Origin of the sequence: Labrenzia sp. THAF187b, assembly GCF_009363375.1 — a bacterium.
GTDB lineage: Bacteria > Pseudomonadota > Alphaproteobacteria > Rhizobiales > Stappiaceae > Roseibium > Roseibium algicola.
In genome coordinates this window covers 4,122,265-4,140,061 of record NZ_CP045344.1, presented here as the reverse complement: position 1 = coordinate 4,140,061, position 17,797 = coordinate 4,122,265, and the positions used below count along the sequence as shown (strand labels likewise).

The 17,797-nt window shown below is 56.2% G+C and carries 13 protein-coding genes; 8 read left to right on the top strand and 5 right to left on the bottom strand.

The features are described from left to right. Nucleotides 1–7 precede the first annotated feature (7 nt). From FIV03_RS19135 to FIV03_RS19120, 5 genes are all read left to right on the top strand, one after another. The gene (locus tag FIV03_RS19135; RefSeq protein WP_353622190.1) at nucleotides 8–790 is read left to right on the top strand and encodes a HipA family kinase; all 783 of its coding nucleotides are present in this window, start codon (nucleotides 8–10) and stop codon (nucleotides 788–790) included. Then, on the top strand, nucleotides 774–1,598 hold the full coding sequence (locus tag FIV03_RS19130) for a DUF3037 domain-containing protein (RefSeq protein ID WP_173013888.1): 825 nt from the start codon (nucleotides 774–776) through the stop codon (nucleotides 1,596–1,598). The genes FIV03_RS19135 and FIV03_RS19130 overlap by 17 nt, the downstream gene beginning before the upstream one ends. Nucleotides 1,599–2,018: 420 nt before the next feature. Continuing rightward, entirely contained in the window at nucleotides 2,019–2,150 is a 132-nt protein-coding gene (locus FIV03_RS31915) for a hypothetical protein (RefSeq protein ID WP_286202205.1), read from the top strand. Between the two features lie 26 nt (nucleotides 2,151–2,176). Beyond that, entirely contained in the window at nucleotides 2,177–3,703 is a 1,527-nt protein-coding gene (locus tag FIV03_RS19125) for a M20 family peptidase (RefSeq protein ID WP_152510635.1), read from the top strand. 600 nt (nucleotides 3,704–4,303) lie between these two features. Further along, nucleotides 4,304–4,789, top strand: coding sequence for a hypothetical protein (locus FIV03_RS19120; RefSeq protein ID WP_152510634.1), 486 nt, complete (start codon nucleotides 4,304–4,306; stop codon nucleotides 4,787–4,789). Here FIV03_RS19120 and FIV03_RS19115 read toward each other — a convergent pair whose 3' ends face one another. The 3 genes from FIV03_RS19115 to FIV03_RS19105 are packed head-to-tail and all read right to left on the bottom strand — an operon-like array spanning nucleotide 4,790 to nucleotide 8,609. Beyond that, complete coding sequence (locus FIV03_RS19115) at nucleotides 4,790–6,316, bottom strand: hypothetical protein (RefSeq protein ID WP_152510633.1); 1,527 nt, start codon at nucleotides 6,314–6,316, stop codon at nucleotides 4,790–4,792. An 18-nt stretch (nucleotides 6,317–6,334) separates the two neighbouring features. Next, a complete protein-coding gene (locus FIV03_RS19110) occupies nucleotides 6,335–7,159 on the bottom strand; it encodes a DUF2182 domain-containing protein (RefSeq protein WP_173013887.1) in 825 nt (274 codons plus the stop codon). Between the two features lies 1 nt (nucleotide 7,160). Continuing rightward, the gene (locus tag FIV03_RS19105; RefSeq protein ID WP_173013886.1) at nucleotides 7,161–8,609 is read right to left on the bottom strand and encodes a tyrosinase family protein; all 1,449 of its coding nucleotides are present in this window, start codon (nucleotides 8,607–8,609) and stop codon (nucleotides 7,161–7,163) included. 805 nt (nucleotides 8,610–9,414) lie between these two features. On the opposite strand from FIV03_RS19105, the gene FIV03_RS19100 reads away from it, so the two are divergent. The 3 genes from FIV03_RS19100 to FIV03_RS19085 are packed head-to-tail and all read left to right on the top strand — an operon-like array spanning nucleotide 9,415 to nucleotide 14,636. Beyond that, nucleotides 9,415–11,214: a FlgO family outer membrane protein gene (locus tag FIV03_RS19100; protein WP_152510630.1), complete on the top strand. Its 1,800-nt coding sequence runs from the start codon at nucleotides 9,415–9,417 to the stop codon at nucleotides 11,212–11,214. Nucleotides 11,215–11,259: 45 nt separating this feature from the next. Next, nucleotides 11,260–12,549 carry a phosphatase PAP2 family protein gene (locus tag FIV03_RS19090; protein WP_173013885.1) on the top strand — a complete coding sequence of 430 codons (1,290 nt, stop codon included), beginning with the start codon at nucleotides 11,260–11,262 and terminating at the stop codon, nucleotides 12,547–12,549. A 32-nt stretch (nucleotides 12,550–12,581) separates the two neighbouring features. Next, nucleotides 12,582–14,636: a hypothetical protein gene (locus tag FIV03_RS19085; protein WP_152510628.1), complete on the top strand. Its 2,055-nt coding sequence runs from the start codon at nucleotides 12,582–12,584 to the stop codon at nucleotides 14,634–14,636. A gap of 42 nt (nucleotides 14,637–14,678) precedes the next feature. On the opposite strand, the gene FIV03_RS19080 is transcribed toward FIV03_RS19085, so the two are convergent. Both FIV03_RS19080 and FIV03_RS19075 read right to left on the bottom strand, forming a co-directional pair. Then, on the bottom strand, nucleotides 14,679–16,235 hold the full coding sequence (locus FIV03_RS19080; RefSeq protein ID WP_022998347.1) for a DHA2 family efflux MFS transporter permease subunit: 1,557 nt from the start codon (nucleotides 16,233–16,235) through the stop codon (nucleotides 14,679–14,681). Nucleotides 16,236–16,451: 216 nt separating this feature from the next. Then, nucleotides 16,452–17,747, bottom strand: coding sequence for an HlyD family secretion protein (locus FIV03_RS19075; RefSeq protein ID WP_209009710.1), 1,296 nt, complete (start codon nucleotides 17,745–17,747; stop codon nucleotides 16,452–16,454). Between the last annotated feature and the right edge of the window lie 50 nt (nucleotides 17,748–17,797).

Here is a 17,797-nt window from a genome sequence, read left to right as displayed (position 1 = left end):
GAAAAAGATGGTGCAAATGGCTTTGACCCCTCTGAGGGTAGTTGAACATAGAGTAGTCAACTTTGGAACAGCGCACGCCTTCGGGCGTGCGCAGTGTGAGGATGGCAAGTATTACATTGTCAAGCGAGGTGGTATCGAACACCACTTATGCGCGACCGAGTATTTTTGTCATTCGATGGCCGATTTGCTCAATTTGCCAATACACCAATACAAACCCTTGATGATGCCTGATGGTGAATTGGTATTTGGCTCGACAGAACAAGACCCAGTCCTAAATGAACTTCTTGCCTACAGATTAATTACCGAAGGCAACAACAATCAGTATAAGATTGAAAATTTTAAAGAAATATATTCAGCTACATTGGCCTTCGATCTTGTTATCGCAAATAAAGATCGCCATGCAAACAATTTCCTATTAAAAGAAAACCCAAACTCCTCTTCCGATACCACCACAAGCACATCTGTTAGTCTTATCGACTTTGGATCTGCACAGATATTCACAGAACCTGCAACAAGCTTTCCGTTGAATATCGAAAAACAATCTAATACGATAAGACTCGCTGACAAGCTTCGTGGAGCACATGGTTTTTCAGATAACGCCGCTGAGCGCGTTCTACGAACCATTGATCAAAGCAGTGAGTTCCTCGCCGAAAGAGCCTTTTTCGGAATGCCTGAGGAATGGTTTGATCCAGTGGATCGTGAACAGTTTTTGGAAAATGTCAAAGGTGGTTTGTTGAAGCGCCAAGTTGAATTTGTTCGGAATGGAATGGAAAATGGCGTTTTTTTATAACTACGCCATCCTGCAATTGCGCCCGTTCGCGCACCGCGAGGATCGCGTAAACATTGGCGTTGTTGTCTTCGACGACGACAAGCTTGATGTTCGGATTAACGCTGAAAACAGGCTCTTCGATTATTATGAGATAGATCACAAGACAATCGACTGGGTGGTCTCCATTCTCAAGACTGAAGATGATCCGAGTTTAGAAACCGAACATCGGTTAAGCCTCGCCAGACAAATTCCAAGCATTGAAATTAGTAAAGACGGCTGGTTTTCTGTTGATGCAATCGATGACTATGAAATTCGAGTAGATTCGATACTGAATGAATATGTACGAAGGCCTCGAAAGAAAACAAAAAAAACTAAAAACAAAAAGTTAGCCACTGAAGTCGCGCAGATACTCAAGAGGTACAATGTATTGAGCAGAAGCGCCAATGACATCGACCAGCACAAAGTAATATCCAACATGCCAATTGGACCTTCTGGAAAATTGCATGTAGATTTTTTATTGAAAAACAGCAAATACCATATCACCGAAACTTTAGACTTCAGAAAATCTGAAACGGCAGGTGAACGAGAAATTAAAAATGCAGCCTTGGTCAATGTCACCTTAAGACATGCTAAAGCGGAATTCGCTGCATTGGGATCGCACTGTTACTTATTATACGCCGCCAGCAACATTGTTGAACGCTCAATATATCCAGCGCTAAAGATTGCAGAAGAGGAAAGCGACCAAATATTTAACACCGAAAGCAAAGAGGATAGAGATAGGTATTTAGATATTATTCTAGAAGCGACAGGAACTCATCTTCCCATTTAGAGTCACACCAATATTTTTTCCTGAATTTATTTGTATGATACTTTGATTTTAATAGAATACTGATCGCACACAAAGCTTAGCCGGGAGTTCGCCAAGGCCGGTTCCCACCGGCCACAGCGCGGCTCCCGGCGCCCAGACGAAAGAACCCGCCCATCGGAAACGATCGGGCGGGTTTTCTTTTTGTCAGCACCGGTTTCCGCCATTCCATGCCACGGTTCTCTATACCATCGGCATTCGAAGGGCCGCTGACAGACCATGAGCGAGTAGCCAAAGAGCCCCCCGCAAACAGAGCCGGTTTCCAGGACGACGATCGCAGGTTCAAGTAGTGCTTTCCCATCGTCGCTTTTTGACCAATTTGCAAAACAGACCACCTGATTGATCAAGATTAATTACCAAGCCCGAAAAATGGGTGCAAAATGAATGCAACTTCTCGCTAACCGGGTGACGGTCGAGAACAATAGTTGGCCTGATCGCAGTTCCGATGAGAATTTCATCCTGATCATGAAGGACGGCGAAATCTACAAGAACACAATCAGCCAGGATCGGTTCTAGTCGAACGCACACTCCAGGAGACCAACATGAAGTGCCCCACCAGATATGCGGCCGGCTTTTCACTCGTGGCTTCCATTGCCTTTGGCGCGACTGCCTTTGCGGAAGAGCCGCAGGATTTCTCTTCCAAGCAAATGAAAGGCGTCGAGCAGATTTCCATCGACGTCGACCTCGATGGCGCGGTCGAACGACTATCCAGGGCCGTGCAGTTTCCGACGATCTCGAACCAGGACCGGGACGACTTCGACACCAAGGCCTTTGAGGACTATCACGCGTTCCTTGTCGAGGCCTATCCGGAGGTACACAAGGTCTTGAAGCGAGAAATCCTCGGCGATCCCCGTCCCTACAGCCTGCTCTACACCTGGCAAGGCAAGAACCCGGATCTGGAGCCAGCCCTCTTCTACGCCCATCAGGATGTGGTGCCAGTGCCGGCGGACTCGCGAGATCAGTGGGAACAGGATCCTTTCTCCGGGGTAGTTGCCGACGGATACATCTGGGGACGTGGTGTCCTTGACGACAAGAACCAGATTCACGGCATTCTTGAAGCCGCTGAAATGAAGATCAAGGAAGGCTGGCAGCCGGAACGGACGATTTATTTCGTCTTTGGCCAGGATGAGGAAGTCGGTGGCCCGGAGGGGGCCAGATTCATTGCGGAGACCCTGGAAAAACGCGGCATCAAGCGATTTGCCTTCGTCATGGATGAGTCAGCTCCGCTGGTGCCCGGTCTGTTCCCGGGACTTCCAGACAATACGGCGCTGATCGGCATAGCGCAAAAGGGCTACGTCAGCCTGGAACTGGCGATGCATGGGGTCGGAGGTCATTCATCGCAGCCGCCCGAGGAATCGAACATCGGCATTCTCGCAAAGGCGATCACCAAGCTGGAAGCCGCTCAGTTTCCCTACCGCATTCATCCTGCGCTGCGTCATCAGTATCGTTACCTCGGGCCTGAACTGGACGAAGCCTATCAACCGCTTTATGCAGCCGTTGCCTTCGGCAAGGACGGCGAGATGACCGATCTCGAAAAGCAGTTTGTCGAGGTCATGGCCGGCAATCAGGTCACTCGGGCCATGATGCATACGACAATCGCCGTCAGCATGTTCAATGCCGGCATCAAGGATAACGTTCTGCCACCTTCAGCGACGGCCGTCGTGAACTTTCGCCCCATGCCCGGCGACACGCCCGAGGTCATCATCCAGCACGTAAAGGATGCCATCGGCGACGACCGCATAACCATTCGTGACATCTCCGCCTCGACACCTGCTACCGCCATGGCTGACCCCGAAGGCCCCGGCTACAAGGCACTGGAAAAGACCATTCGTCAGATCTGGGGCAATGATCTCGTCGTGGCACCGTTCTTCGTGATCGGCGGCTCGGATTCAAAACACTTCCAGGCCCGGCCGTTCGCTCCGGACGTTTTTACCATCACCGGCATCCAGCTTGAAAACACGAAGGAATTTGAAGGTTTCCATGGTGTCAATGAGCGCATCAGGGTCGATGAATACGGCAAGACCATCGGCTTCTTCTACCAGATGATGGACAATCTGGATGACCTGTAACATCAAAACCTATGGATGTTTTCGCACGCGGTTCGGACACCGCGAATGGGGTGCGCACTTCCCATATTTCCAAAAGTAGTCGACCTACGTGTTACCACTATCAATGTCTATCAAACTCGGAAGGCATGAACTTGTTCAGGTGACTGCCCTGCTCACCGGCGGGTCATTGAATTCCTGCAACGCGTCTGAGGACACCAGGAGGCCAAACTGCTGCGCTTGCTGCTTCTGACACCGGACAGTCTTCTTGATCCGCATGGCGCCCTCAGACCCTTCGTCTGTGAGGCACTGGATGCGATTGGTCGGATGAGAGGTGAAACGGGAGCTCGGCTTGCTTTTGCGCTGGTTGTTCGCACGTCAAATGACGCAGCTGCAGTCCTGTCCACCTTGAGAGAGCTACGGCTTCCAGCTGGCCCGTCCCAGGTCATTGAGACGAACAAACCCGGCGTTGACACAACAATCCTGGGAGAATTGCAGGAACGTTTCTCAGTAAATGACCCCGCATCGGAATGTGTTTTGATCGACGCCGGACCCGGCAGCACGGATGGCGCTCTTCCGCCAGGTTTACCGAAACTTCTTCTGGAAGAGACTGGCGCCGATGGAATGTCTGGCTGGCCGGCAATGCTATTGAAGATTGCCGGAAAAACCGGAAGAAACGCGGCCGAGAACCTGCAACTGGTGCTGCCGGTTCTGGCGGCCGCGGAAGGTGTTGTCGACCTCCAGCAAGTTTCGTTCCGCCCGGAGCGGATCGAAGCAGAAGGTCATTGCCTGATATCCGTGGAAGACAGCGCACTTGGCGCCCTCTCCGGCTTGTTCCTGAACCTTCCCACGTCGTTCGTCATTGAACAGCCGGATAGCCCTCACCCTGTCGCATTCAAAGAGGTTGCTGAAGACACGATCCAGGAGGCAAAGGCCTACATTCAAAGCCTGCGGGCCAATGGCCAGCTTCAGATGGCACCAGGTGAGACAGGCCAAGCTGAAGCAGGAGAACTGGAAGGCATGGCGTCACCGCTTCTCGGTCAACCAACGCACTATGTCGAAACTGATGAGACCGGCAGACGCATACTTCGGCGAAGGGGCTTCAACTGATTAGGTGCACAGGAAGGCCCTTGCCGTGCCTGGAAGAGCGTGACACCGGCAATTGAAACGCTTTCGGAGCAATCGACGCTCCTCCCCCACGTTACTGACCACATGGCTCACGGTACCGATCGTATCGTCGCCTGCCCGGCTGTGAGCCTCTTCGGAAATCTGACCGGCGGCATGCAGGCTGAAGACAAAGCTTTGCGCCTCGACAGCGGATTGCCGAACTGTCTCCACCTCGCCCAGCAGGGCGGCATTCCCGTTTTGCTCACCGATGAGGACGTCTTCCTCGACGTAGCAATAGACGCCTTCCAGATCGCTGGCGACATCTGCGAGCGAGACCTTCTGGCGCCGACGAACGGCTGCAACCGACTGGTCGCCAAGCTGCAGCCGGCTGCCGTAGAACCGCTGATCCGTATCATCTCCGGTGACTTCCAGCAGGCTGCGGCGAGAGGCCTGTGTCAGCACATCACGAACGGATTGAACGGTCTCCGAAGGCGGCCGGCCAGCCAGAACCACGGTGGGGGATGTCAGTTGTTCGGCATTCAACAGCACATTATGGGCCTCGAACCCGTCCCGGATCGCCTGGGCATTGACCCCGGCATTGCGCATTCCGTCCGCAATCAGCATGGCGTTGCCGACAGCCTGAAAAAATCGAGGTTTAAGTGGCGCCGTACGCGCAGCAGCAACCAGCAGCTCTCCCGCTGTCCTTGCCGCTGCCAGCAATCCTTTTTCGCTCTCCACACCGCGCGACTGATAGATGTTCGTCAGCGTGTCGTAAAAACAACCGCTGAAGATCATGCCCAGCGAATGTACTTCGTTGATCAGAACGCCCGGGCCACCTGACACCGGCAAGGAGGCCGGCATCACCCATTGATGTGTGTTGAGAGCGCGCCGTGGGACCGCCGCATTGTGATTTGCGTCGACCAGGACGGCAATACCGTGGGACAGATCCTCTGCAGTGGTCTCGACAAAGTTCTTCTGTCTCAACAGCCCTTGATCCGCAAGCAGCTGGCGGGTCGCCTTGTCCTGAAGCGCGACGAGAATTGCGATGCAGTCTCCGAAGGCTTCGTGAAAAGCACCCGGCTCCGCCTGAAAAGCACCCCATAGATCCGGGCGGATTGCGTCCAGAAAGGCATGGCCCGCCTCGTGTGCGACAACATCGGTACTTGCCCCTGAGCGGTAACTGTCTCCCCCGGCAGCATCCACCTGAAAAAACGAAAGCGAAAGCCTGTCGTAAAAGGCGTTGAGTTGGGGCTGCCCCGGTGTCTTGTGTTTCAGCCGCAGGGTTTTCCCGTTCTGCCACGTGGTCAGCGTGCTCCCGTCGATCAACTCCCAAAGGTCGATGGCTCTGAGAGCGGCCTCGCGGCACTGCCAGAACAAAAAGCCGTCGCTGTCAGTTGGATATGTGTCTTCCGGGACGGAGCCCAGATAGACATACCGGGCCAGTTCACCTGGTCGCTCAGCATGCGCCTCGATGACGGCTGCAGGCGGGTGTCCGGCTCTCGGGTCGTTCGGAATGAAATTGATCGGCATGATTTCCTCCTCTGACCGTCAATGGCGTTTCCGGACAGGTTGGCTTGTGGCAGCAAGCGGCTTGGTGTGGGGCAGACTGAGCCTGTTCGCTCTGCGTCCTCCTGGCAGGAGCGACACCCCCAGGACAGTTTCCAGTGCCGGAGGCAGGCGCCAGACTGGGGGAGCAGGCGGTGCAATCCGGTCGGCGAAAAGATAGAGACCTGTCAGCACCATCACGGCAATGTGGCCGGTCTCCACCTGCAAAGGCACAAGCATCCAAGGCCAGCAGGCAAACACACAGGCCGCCCCGGTTCGAAGTCCGAACCAGCAACTATCAGCCTGTGCCTCTTGTCCGAAAGCTGCAATCCGGCTGGTGCCGTGGCACTTGTTTCTGGCCCATTGGGCAAGCGGTGACATGCTCCAAACGACAGAGACACCGAGCGCCAACGACAGGTCGATCCAGGCGCCGGCAAGCGCCAGGACAAACGCCAGTGGCACAAGCAACAGGCCGGACAAAATCCAGACGCAGAGATAACCGAGCAGAAAGGCAATACTTGCAGCCAACTTTTGGGATGCATGCACCACTCGTCCGACATAAGACAGATTGGCAGCGACCAGCGGCGCCATCATGGCCACGACCATCAGGATCCAGTCCGCGGCTACCGCTTGCAAGATCTGCGAGAATTGAAGGTTCGGTGCGGGTAGAAAAACGGATTGCGCAACATTCAGGCGCCCGCAAAGAGCAGCGACGTTCGAAGCAGGTTGTGCGAAACCGAGCAGAAGGTAGCTGCCCGCGCTCAAGGCAACCAGCCAGGGCATTGCGCCCCGACTGGTCTGCACGGCAAAGGCCGTCAGCCGGGACATGTCATCTAACCCTGAGACGGTAGATGCTGATCCGGTCGACGGTAATTTCCGACGTGGTTCCCTCTGGCTGAACGAGACTGACTTCAAGCTCCTGGATTGCAGCACCAGCACGCGCCTGCATGGCCGCAACCTTGTCGGTGATTTCCACGGTTGATGACAGGCCGTTGCCTGCGTGCGAGCCGTCGGTTGAACTGGCCTTGCCAAGGCCGAAGAACACCAGAGTTTCGTTGATTTCCGCATCCGGTATGCCTGGCGCAACAACCCTCACGGATAGAACACCGCTCGGAGAGTTTCCCCGGACACCTTCAACGTTGAGATAAAGTCGCTCCGCTGCCGCCGGCGCTGCAGCAGCAAGGGCCGCAGCTGGCGCTGCAGCCAGCTTCACGCGTGCCGTTACCGGACTTGCGGTAACCTGCAGCACCTCGTCGTTTGCCCCGACGAGTGTCGAAGTGCCCCGGCCTGTCGGTGTGGTGGCCATTGAAATCCCCACGGTGGGCGTAATGCCCGTTCCATCGATCAGATTATCATAGACCGGCGCAAGAGCCGCGCCCGGCAGCGTGTCTTCCGGCGTGAAAATGGAAATATTTTGCTGTGCGTCCGGCATCGCGAACTGGCGCGGGAACGGCCCGTTGAGCCAGGGCCGGCTGGTTTCCTGGGAGTTGCCTCCCCCGGTCATCCAGGCCGCCCACAAGCGGTCGATGTTGCAGTGGTGAACCCAGAAGATCGGATCGAGACCGGCAAAATCCGGATCGTACATCCAGCCGGTCGGACTGGGCGGTACGTTGCCGCCAACCATGACATGCACGAAATTGTGCGGGTCACTTTCAACCGCCCCATAGGCATTGCCCTGCTGGTCGAAGCCGCTGATAGGCCCGCCATATCCAAGCGTACCGGGTATCGATGTGTAAACGGTCTGCGTGGTTTGCGCGTCGAGCGAAATGTCGACATTGATCCAGGCCTGCGGACCAAGTTTCACGGCAGGGCCACGAAACGCGTTGGCCAACGGGTTCGGCGTGTTGTCACCCGGAATGGTGCTGTCCAGGAATTCCTGCGGATAGTCTCGCGACGCCGGATCAGCCCCGTTGAGATAATTCCAGTAGGGCAATGCCCATGTCGTCGGACCGCCCTGGCTGACAATCCAGTCTGCCAAGATTGCCTCGAACGCATGCAGATAGCCCCTGTGCCAGGGCAGGAAAAACCAACCCGCGTGCTGACACTGGTTGAACATCAATCGTTGCTCGTCGGCGTTTGGTGCCGGCGTAGTCGATGAAATGATGTTCTGGTCAATCCAGCCCTGCGGGTTGATGCCGTGGATCGCTGCCAGATAGAGCCAGCTTGTCCGATCACGCAATTGGCGCGACCGCAGTTCACCAACGGCTCGCGCATACCAAAGCATCGTGTCGGACCATGGCCCGCCGAGCTTGGCAATGTCTTTTCTTATGCCTGCCATTATTTCCTCCCATTGAAAACTCGAGAGAACGGTCATCTGAATTTTGAAAAGCGAAAATTTACTTGCAGCGCCTGCAAATCAAAAGCGCATCAATCTGTTTTTCAAACAGGCAGCTACGTTAGCATGAAATAACGAAGATGTAACGCCCTAGGTTGACGGAATGCGACAGCAATACCATTACGTGTATTGAAAGTTGCAATATTCCAAGATCCCCCTCTTCCCGGTGTTCGAAGGCGAAATCACTTCGACTGGCTAGATACCCGTAACTCAACAAGAAGGCTGGCCAGATAGCCGGCTCACACGGATCCATGACCTCCGCCAGTGCCGGCAGGTGCCGGTTTCGGCCACTTCACGAAAGAGAGCGCGGCGACAAGGGCAAGGAACAAGCCTGTCAGGATCAGGAAAATATCCAAGAAGGACAGCCGGAAGGCTTCACGAGTGCCAATTGCACCGAGAGCACATCGCCTCCCTGTTTTCCGACGATCGAGTGCAAATGCGCATCCAAAACAATCAAATTTAAATATTTAAGGAAAACTTCCCTAGCGTAATAAATGTATTGCTTTACAGATGGCTAGATTGAAGGCAAGCTAGAAGCGACAAAAAGAAAGATATTATCGAACACGCAAGTGGACACGGAGCGATTTCGCCTGGCCGTGGCGTAGCTCGCGTTGAAAACGCGTATGAAAACCTGTCTATGCGAAACAATCATTATTCGTCATATCATTACTTCTGGGAAAAATTGGTGCCTAATATTTGATTTTAGACTGTTTTCAGGTGGTACGATTTTGTCGCTGCGAGGAAATTCATGCAGGCAGCCGCTGAATACCGAAAGCCCGTACGGCTATTCGAAAAATGGGAGAATCGGCAGAAAGTAATACTTTTTGCCGACGTAGTTGGATCTGCGCGGCTGTTTACGACCGCCGACAATGCATCCATAGGAGCTTGGCTCTCCTTTGTCGCCTACCTGAAAGATGACCTTCTGCCGGAACACGATGGCAGGCTCGTGAAGTCCTTGGGCGACGGCATTCTGGCTGAAATCGAGCACGCAACAAGCGCAGTCCGGTTTGCAATGCGTCTCACCGCGGAACTAGCAAAAATCAACGAGCAACTCCCTGCCGTGAACCGGTTGCAGGTACGCATCGGTATCGACACCGGCGACGTGCTCACCACCGGCGATGACGACATTTATGGCAACCACGTCAACATCGCCGCCCGTCTCATGTCGCTTGCCCGCCCCGGAGAGATTGTTGCCTCCGCGGAGGTCAGGGATGCATTGGCAAGCGAACTCGACGCGGAATTCGAGGATCTTGGGGATTGCCACCTCAAGAATGTCGCCGAGACGGTGCGGGCCTTCAGGGTTCATCCCGTGGGAACTCACCCGAGCATTTTCCCGTTACAGCAATTCGAAGACCTGTTCCCCACCGTCGCGGTTATTCCCTTCACGCCACGCAGCAGATCAAGAGACAATTACGTGCTCGGTGAAGTGCTCGCAGAGGAATTGATCGTCGCACTGTCGCGGTCCACGGAACTCAATGTCATTTCCCGCCTGTCGACGACAGGTTTTCGCATGCGGAACATCTCCCTTGCCAAGATTTCGGAGACGCTTCAGGCAGATTTTGTCCTGTCCGGAACCTATAGCGGCGATGCGAACCACGTAATTTTGGACGCAGAACTCGCCGACGCGAAAACCGGCCGCGTGATTTGGTCGGATCGCCTGAGCGAAGAGGTTCCTACTCTCCTTAGCGATTCATCCGTCATGTATCAGTTCGCCAAGGACTGCCACGCGGCAATCTTCCGGAGCGAGGTGCAACAGGCACTGTCCTGCCCGATGCAGACGCTCGATGCCTATTCGCTTCTGATGAGCGCGATCGGACTGATCTACAGGCTCTCGCGCCACCATTTCGAATACGCCGCCGAACTTCTTGACGAACTGATCCACCGTTCGTCGCGCCAACCCGCAATGGCCCTGGCATGGAAGGCAAAATGGCACGTTCTGGCGGTTCAACAGGGTTGGACGGATTCGCCCGAGCGCGAAAAATCCCTTGCCTTGAGTTGCACGCAAACCGCGCTCGACCACGACCCGACAAATGTCACGGCCCTTGTTTCCGAAGGATTTACCCTCACCAATCTCGCGCACAAGCTCGAAGAAGCTGAACAGCGTTACAACATGGCCCTTGAATACAATCCGAATTACGCCATGGGCCGCCTGCTGCGCGGCACTCTCTTCGCGTTCAAGGGAGCTGGCGAGGAGGCTGTCAAGGACACGGAACTGGCCCTCCGCCTGTCTCCCATCGATCCCTACAGGTACTTTTTCCTGTCGCTTGCGGCATCCGCCTGCGTTACGGCCGAAAAATATGACCGCGCTCTCGAGTTCGCCAACCAGTCGCTTCGCTCCAACCGCGCGCACACCTCGACGCTGCGTGCCAAGGCTGTCGCGGAAATGCGTCTTGGACACACCGAACTGGCAGCCCGGACCATCAGCGAACTGCGCGAGCGTCAGCCGGATCTGACCGTAAGCCGCTGGCTGAAGAATTCGCCAAGTGCGCAGTTTCAGGTTGGGAAGGACTTCGCCGAAACCCTAAGGCAAGCCGGACTGCCGCCCTGAGAATGAAGTGGAACCGGCCAATCGAACAGGTAGGGAGAGTTAGTCATGACACCTAGGGAAACAGCATATCCGGCGGGCGGCTTCGGGGGGGTCGGAGGATTTGGGGGCTTCGGCGGCTTCGGGGGATTTGGCGGGTTCGGAGGGTTTGGGGGCTTCGGAGGATTTGGCGGTTTTGGCGGGTTTGGCGGCGCCCCTTCCTTCGATGCACCGCTGATCGTGAACGCGCTGATCACCAATCACGATGGCATTGCCGGAACCTGGCAGACTGTCACGGCGGCCATCCAGGAGAACTGCCCGGAATACGATGCCTTTCTAGGCCGTCTCTCTCCGGAAGTCCGGCAAAGCATTTACGCACTTGAACTGGCATCGAGGCTCGGTTTCACCTTCAAGTTTGAGGGAACGTGCTCCGGAACGGCTCAGGTATGGCACCTGAACGTGACCAGCAACCCTGACGGGACCGATACACCACTCGCGGCTTATGCCATGCTCGCCAGGATGTCTCGCCCAACCATGGCGATCTTCAAGAAGCAGCTCGATCTCGTGGCAAATTATGCAGATCTGCGGCAGGATCGTGCTGCGGAAATTATCGCCCAACTCAGCACACCTGTTGAATTTCTGCGGTCAATCGCATTCATCGCGCCGGCTCGAACACCATTTACGATCGAGCTGTTGGCAACTGCGCAAGGTCTCGCCAATCTGGTGGAGATGCGGATCAAGTATGCCCTGGCCTGCAAGCGTCCGATAGAATTCTCCCCGCAGATCCAGCCGATGATCCTGACGCCCACGCACGGCACCCTGCCGAGCGGTCATTCAACGGAAGCCTTCACGCTGGCCCGGGTTCTTTGGCTCCTTCTGAGGGATGCCGGTGTCGTACCTTATGACGACACGATCTGGGGCAAGATGTTCATGCGTCAGGCTTCGCGCATTGCAGTAAACCGCACCGTCGCGGGTGTACATTTTCCGGTCGACAGCGAGGCCGGCGCAATTCTCGGGCTCACGCTCGGCGCCTATTTCGCGGGTCGGTGCCAGGGTTCCAATGAAATCAAGGGATGGGCCTTCCACGGCGACCAGTATCCTGACAGCCGGGATTTCGACTGGACTCAGCTCTATGATCCGGCAACCCACACCCAGAAGGACCCGGGAGCCTGGGCCGATGAAACCACAACGTCCCTCACCGGCACGACCATTCAATCCAGGCCGCTGGCCTGGCTGTGGAACCGCGCAAAGCAGGAATGGCTCGACCTGAGGGAACCCTGTGCCGGTGGCAGCAGCGGTGGCGGAATACTCGAGGATGGTGGTGATGGTGCCGCGCCTTTGGAAGACGACGGCTCGTGATCGCATAGCAAAGTCGAACCGGAGGTCAAGTCATGTCGGATACCAACGGAACCTTTGATGAATTTTCTATCGATCCGGTCACGAACTGGCGGCTGGCTGTTGCAGCAAAGTTCGGAACCGGCGAAGAAGACCCTTGGTGGGACATCCTCGTCGAGCTCGATGACATCTCGCTCGATGATTTGATCGCCAGGGCCAAGGATATCGGCGGCGGCAACGGGCTTGAGGACGCAGTCCTCATCCCGAATTTCTATACCGCGCAACAGCGGGCGGCCAAAGAAGCGATCCTGTATCCCTCACTCTACGCAAAAGAAATCTTCTTGCAGGAAGCAACGAGGAACGCGGGACAACTCGGCATCAAACGCATCGTTCTTGGAACTGTCGTTCCGGTTGGACAGCTCGACACGAGCGTGCAGATCATGCCCGGAAATTTGCCGGAAATATTTGTCGAGGATGGTTCCGTTGTTACCGCTGTCATCGACAACGGCATCGCGTTCGGCCATGAACTTTTCCGGAAAGCCGACCCAAATGCGTCACGCGTTTCCTTTGCCTGGATCATGGACGCCAGACCGCGGACCGGCACCCTCGTCGTCCCGCAGGGGCACGCCCTTGCCAGGAGCGAAATCGACGGGTTGCTTGCCACGAACACGGCCAGCGGGCTCCTCGATGAGAATCGATTCTACAGTCAGTGCGGATTGATCGACTACAACTGGCCCGGCCTCAAGCCCGCCGCCATGCGCGTGTCCCACGGCACACATGTGATGGGACTTGCCACCGGCTACCAACCCGGCACGAAGGACAACACGCGCCCCATCATTTGCGTGCAGCTGCCAACCGACCTCACCATGGATGTCAGCGGAGCGCAGATCCTGCCAGCTCTGGGCCGCGCGATCGACTTCATCAAGATACACGCGGAACGCTTCCGGCTCGACACCAATCACGGCAAGCGGATCCCGCTGGTGGTCAATTTCAGTTTCGGGAATTTTGCAGGACCGCACGATGGTACCGGTCTGATCGAAGCGAAGATCGATCACGAGCTTCACTCGACCACCCAGCGTGAAATCCAGGTGGCTCTTCCTGCCGGGAACGGCAATCTGGCGCGCACACACGCGGAGATCACTTTCACGGACGAGGATACGGGTAACGTCAGGCCCGCAAGCCTCGACTGGCGCATTCAGCCTGACGACCGCAGCGCGAGCTACGTCGAAATCTGGATGCCGCCGAAGGAGAATCCCGACAACCTTGTGAGAGTGCGCGTTACGCCCCCCGTGGGACCGAGCAGTGCGCCGGTTTCAACAGTGCCTGGAGAGACTGCGATCCTCCATTCCGGAGATAACGTGGAATTCGGCCGGATCCTCTATACCCCTCCCCACGCGCCAACCTGGCGCGGTTGCATTGTCGTCGGCGTTCACCCGACCTTTCATCACGACGTCACGGATCACTTGGCACCTTCGGGTGTCTGGAAAATCGAAATCGAGAATGTTGCCCTGACCGAAGCCGACCGGGTTCAGGTCTGGGTCCGGCGCGACGAAACCTTGCCCGGGTTCCCGGCATTGGGGCGTCAATCCTATTTCGACAATGACGACTATCAGCGTTTCGACAGCTTTGGTGCCCCCTTGCCGATCGATCCGCCCGGATCCGATTGCCTGGTCAAGCGCAGCGGCACCATAAGCGGCTTTGCCTGCGGCGAGTTTCCCGCCGTTCTTGCTGGATATGTCGAAACCCGCAACGATCTGGCCGGCTATTCTGCCGCCGGCCCGGTAACAACAGCATTCAATGCTACCGGTCCGACGAGAAATGGTCCGGATGCAGCCGCGGTCAGCGACGACACACCGGTCCTGCGAGGCATATTGAGTGCCGGATCACGCTGCGGGTCGCTGGTGTCTCTCGACGGAACCAGTGTCGCGACACCTCAGGTTGCCCGATGGATGGCCGACAGGCTTGCACAAGGCCAAACCGCAACGAAGGGTGACGTCAGTGCACAAGCCGCATTTGACGATCATCCGCCACCATCGAGACCGGCCAATACGCGAATTGGCAGCGGTCGGATGCAACGAAGAATTCGTTTCGGACCGGACAGAAAGGCCTGATCGACACGGCAGCTCTCGTCCGGATGATCCACTATCTTGAAATCAATGACCGCCACCACCGGCAGGTGCCGGTTTCGGTCGTTCCACGAAATAGAGCGCGGCAACGAGAGCGAGGAACAAGCCTGTCAGGATCAGGAAAATATCCGAGAAGGAAAGCAGGAACGCTTCGCGGGTGACGATGCCAGACAACGTCTTCAATGCCGCCGTTTCCGCATTCTGACCCAGTTCCGAGAACGCATGTGTCATGTTGGTCAATGTCTCATTGACGACGGGACGCGACCAGTTGACCGTTTCGGAAATACGTTCGTAGTGGAAATCCTGCCGATTGGTCAGCAGCGTGTTGATCACCGCAAGACCGACGGCACCTCCCAGGTTCCGGGTCAGGTTGAACAGGCCAGATGCGTTCTTGATCATCTGCGGCGGCAACATACCAAGGGCGATATTGTTGATCGGTACCATGCACAGCATCAGCGAGCAGCCACGCAGGATCTGCGGAACCAGCAGTTCCCAGAAATCCCAGTCGTGCGTAATACCGGTTACCATGTAGGTGCCGATCGCGAAGCCGGAGAAGCCGATTGCCATCATCACACGCGGATCGAGCACGGACATCAGCCGCCCCGCAATCGGGGCTGTAAGGAACATGGCAAGACCGCTCACGAACATTGTCTCGCCAATCTGCAGCGAGGTGTAGTCGCGAACGCCGCTCAGATAGACCGGATAAAGATATGTCAGGCCGTAGAGCCCCACCCCCATGATGAAGCTGAAAAGACTGCCCATGGCGAAGTTCTTGTCGGCAAAGGCTCTCAGATCGACAATGGGTTCTCGCGCCGTGAAAGCCCGCCAGAAGAAGATCGCAGCGCCCAGCACAGTGATTGCGGAAAAGAAAACGATCTCGCCGCTCTGGAACCAGTCTTCGCCCGAGCCTTCTTCAAGAACGAATTCCAAAGAACCGAGGAAGATGGCCATGGCCGCGAAGCCATACCAGTCAAAATGATCGAGCAGAGACAGATCCGGCTCGTCGAAATCGATCAGGGTAACAGCGGCAAGCGTAACGAAGATGCCCGGCACCACGTTGATCAGGAACAGCCAGTGCCAGGAGCCGAATTCGGTGAGATAACCGCCGAGCGTCGGACCGATGGTCGGTGCCAGCGTTGCGACAAGACCGATCACGGGAGAGATGACGTTGAACTTTTCACGCGGGAAAATCAGATAAGCTGTCGCGAAAACCGTCGGGATCATGCCGCCACCGAGAAACCCCTGCAAGGCACGATAGACGATCATTTCCTCGATCGTGGAGGCAGTGGCACACATCAGGCTCATCACTGTGAAACCGGCCGCTGACAGCGCAAACATCCAGCGCGTCGACAGCATGCGCGAGAGGTATCCGGACAACGGGATCATGATGACTTCCGCTATCAGGTAACTTGTCTGCACCCAGGGAATGTCGTCCTGGGAAGCCCCAAGCCCGGCCTGGATTTCCGACAGGGACGCGGACACGATCTGGATATCCAGAATCGCCATGAACATGCCGAACACCATGCAGAGGAAGGTGAACAGCTTGCGTCCGTCGATGGATGCGCTTTGTGCCGTCTCGCTCATGTGACGTAGCCTTGAACCGGCGGTCATTCAGCCGAAAGAGACGGAATGGCCTGTGGCCGATCATTCGATACTGTTGGAACATCCGCGCAGCTGACGCTGTCGGCGGTCTGCTCTTCAAAGGGGCGGCATCCGCAAGATGCGGATACCGGGCTTGTGCGGTTGGAGGCCGCGGGGAGGACTTGATTTGATACGGACCCTTGACCCGCACCTGAAGATCTAGTGGAGCGCCGACAAGGCGACGTTGGCTTTCTGGCCACCTGTTCTGGTGTCGACTTCGACAACCACCGACATGCCAGCTCGCAGATGTCCGCTTGTTATTTCTTCTTCCGGAACCTTGATCTTCACCGGCACGCGCTGAACCACCTTGGTGAAGTTGCCGGTCGCATTTTCTGCCGGCAGCAGACTGAATACGGAACCGGTCGCAGGCGCAATGCTTTCGACGGTTCCCTTGATCGGTTGGTCCGGATAAGCGTCGACGGAGATTTCAACCTCTGCCCCGGGCTGAATTCCCTCGAGCTGAGTTTCCTTGAAATTCGCATCGATGTGAGTGTCGGCCAGCGGCACGATCGCGGCAATTCGGCTTCCCGGCTGCAGCAGGGAGCCGACCTGGGCTGCCCTGTTGCCGACGATGCCATCGACCGGTGCCCGAATGATTGTAAAGGCGAGGTCGCGTTCGGCTTTCTCAAGAGCTGTCTTGGCAGCAACCACTGCCTGTTCGGCTTCTTTCTTCTGGCCGTTGAGCACATCGATATTGGCTTTGGCCAGCGTCACTGCCGCCTGCGCATTCTCCAGATCCGCCTGCGCGCCTTTCAGTGTGGCATCGGCGGTATCAAGCGTTGCCTGGCTCGCAAACTTGTTGTCCGCCAGTCTTTTCTGACGATCGAAGTTCGCGGAAGCTTCGTCCTTCTGCGCCTTGGCAGAAGCAACAGACGCTTCAGCCTGCAGCACGGAGGCCTTGGCAGCCGTAATCTGGGTCGCGATACGATCGACCGTTGCGCGGGCACTGTCGATGGAATCCTTTGCGGACTGGACGGCAAGCTTATAGTCGCCATCGTCGATCTTCAGCAGCACGTCACCGGCTTTCACGCGTTGATTGTCGCCGATAGCGACCGACGCAACATAACCGGACACCTTGGAAAGGATGACGGTGATATCCGCGGTCACATAGGCGTCGTCCGTGCTGGCAATGAATCTGCCTTCGGTCCACCAATGGTACGCCTCATATCCGCCAAAGCCGAGACCGGCGAGCAGAACCAGCGTGAATACCCGCTTGGCCTTGCCTTTCTTTTTCGGTGGAGGCGCTTCTGCGGTGGTTGTTGCGGTTGTTACCTGTGCCTGAGACGAAACTGCCACCTGCCCGCCTTTGTCATCGCTTGTGTCTTTCGCGGAAGATGGTGTTGCCTGTCCGCTCTTCGAGGCTACTGAAGTCTCGTTGTCTTGATCCTGGCGGCTCGCAGCCTGCGGCCCACCACCGATCGCGCCGCTTTCGTTGCGGCCTTCTCTGAGTGCCACGATGGTATCCTTTGCCCAAAATTCTTGACCGTCCAGGCATTGACTGAACG

Excerpts from the sequence above, each read along its gene's own strand:
- FIV03_RS19080 (WP_022998347.1), bottom strand. The coding sequence starts at position 16,235 with ATGAGCGAGACGGCACAAAGCGCATCCATCGACGGACGCAAGCTGTTC.
- FIV03_RS19135 (WP_353622190.1), top strand. The coding sequence starts at position 8 with ATGGTGCAAATGGCTTTGACCCCTCTGAGGGTAGTTGAACATAGAGTA.
- FIV03_RS19105 (WP_173013886.1), bottom strand. The coding sequence starts at position 8,609 with ATGGCAGGCATAAGAAAAGACATTGCCAAGCTCGGCGGGCCATGGTCC.
- FIV03_RS19085 (WP_152510628.1), top strand. The coding sequence starts at position 12,582 with ATGTCGGATACCAACGGAACCTTTGATGAATTTTCTATCGATCCGGTC.
- FIV03_RS19100 (WP_152510630.1), top strand. The coding sequence starts at position 9,415 with ATGCAGGCAGCCGCTGAATACCGAAAGCCCGTACGGCTATTCGAAAAA.
- FIV03_RS31915 (WP_286202205.1), top strand. The coding sequence starts at position 2,019 with ATGCAACTTCTCGCTAACCGGGTGACGGTCGAGAACAATAGTTGGCCT.
- FIV03_RS19125 (WP_152510635.1), top strand. The coding sequence starts at position 2,177 with ATGAAGTGCCCCACCAGATATGCGGCCGGCTTTTCACTCGTGGCTTCC.
- FIV03_RS19115 (WP_152510633.1), bottom strand. The coding sequence starts at position 6,316 with ATGCCGATCAATTTCATTCCGAACGACCCGAGAGCCGGACACCCGCCT.
- FIV03_RS19130 (WP_173013888.1), top strand. The coding sequence starts at position 774 with ATGGCGTTTTTTTATAACTACGCCATCCTGCAATTGCGCCCGTTCGCG.
- FIV03_RS19120 (WP_152510634.1), top strand. The coding sequence starts at position 4,304 with ATGTCTGGCTGGCCGGCAATGCTATTGAAGATTGCCGGAAAAACCGGA.
- FIV03_RS19110 (WP_173013887.1), bottom strand. The coding sequence starts at position 7,159 with ATGTCCCGGCTGACGGCCTTTGCCGTGCAGACCAGTCGGGGCGCAATG.
- FIV03_RS19090 (WP_173013885.1), top strand. The coding sequence starts at position 11,260 with ATGACACCTAGGGAAACAGCATATCCGGCGGGCGGCTTCGGGGGGGTC.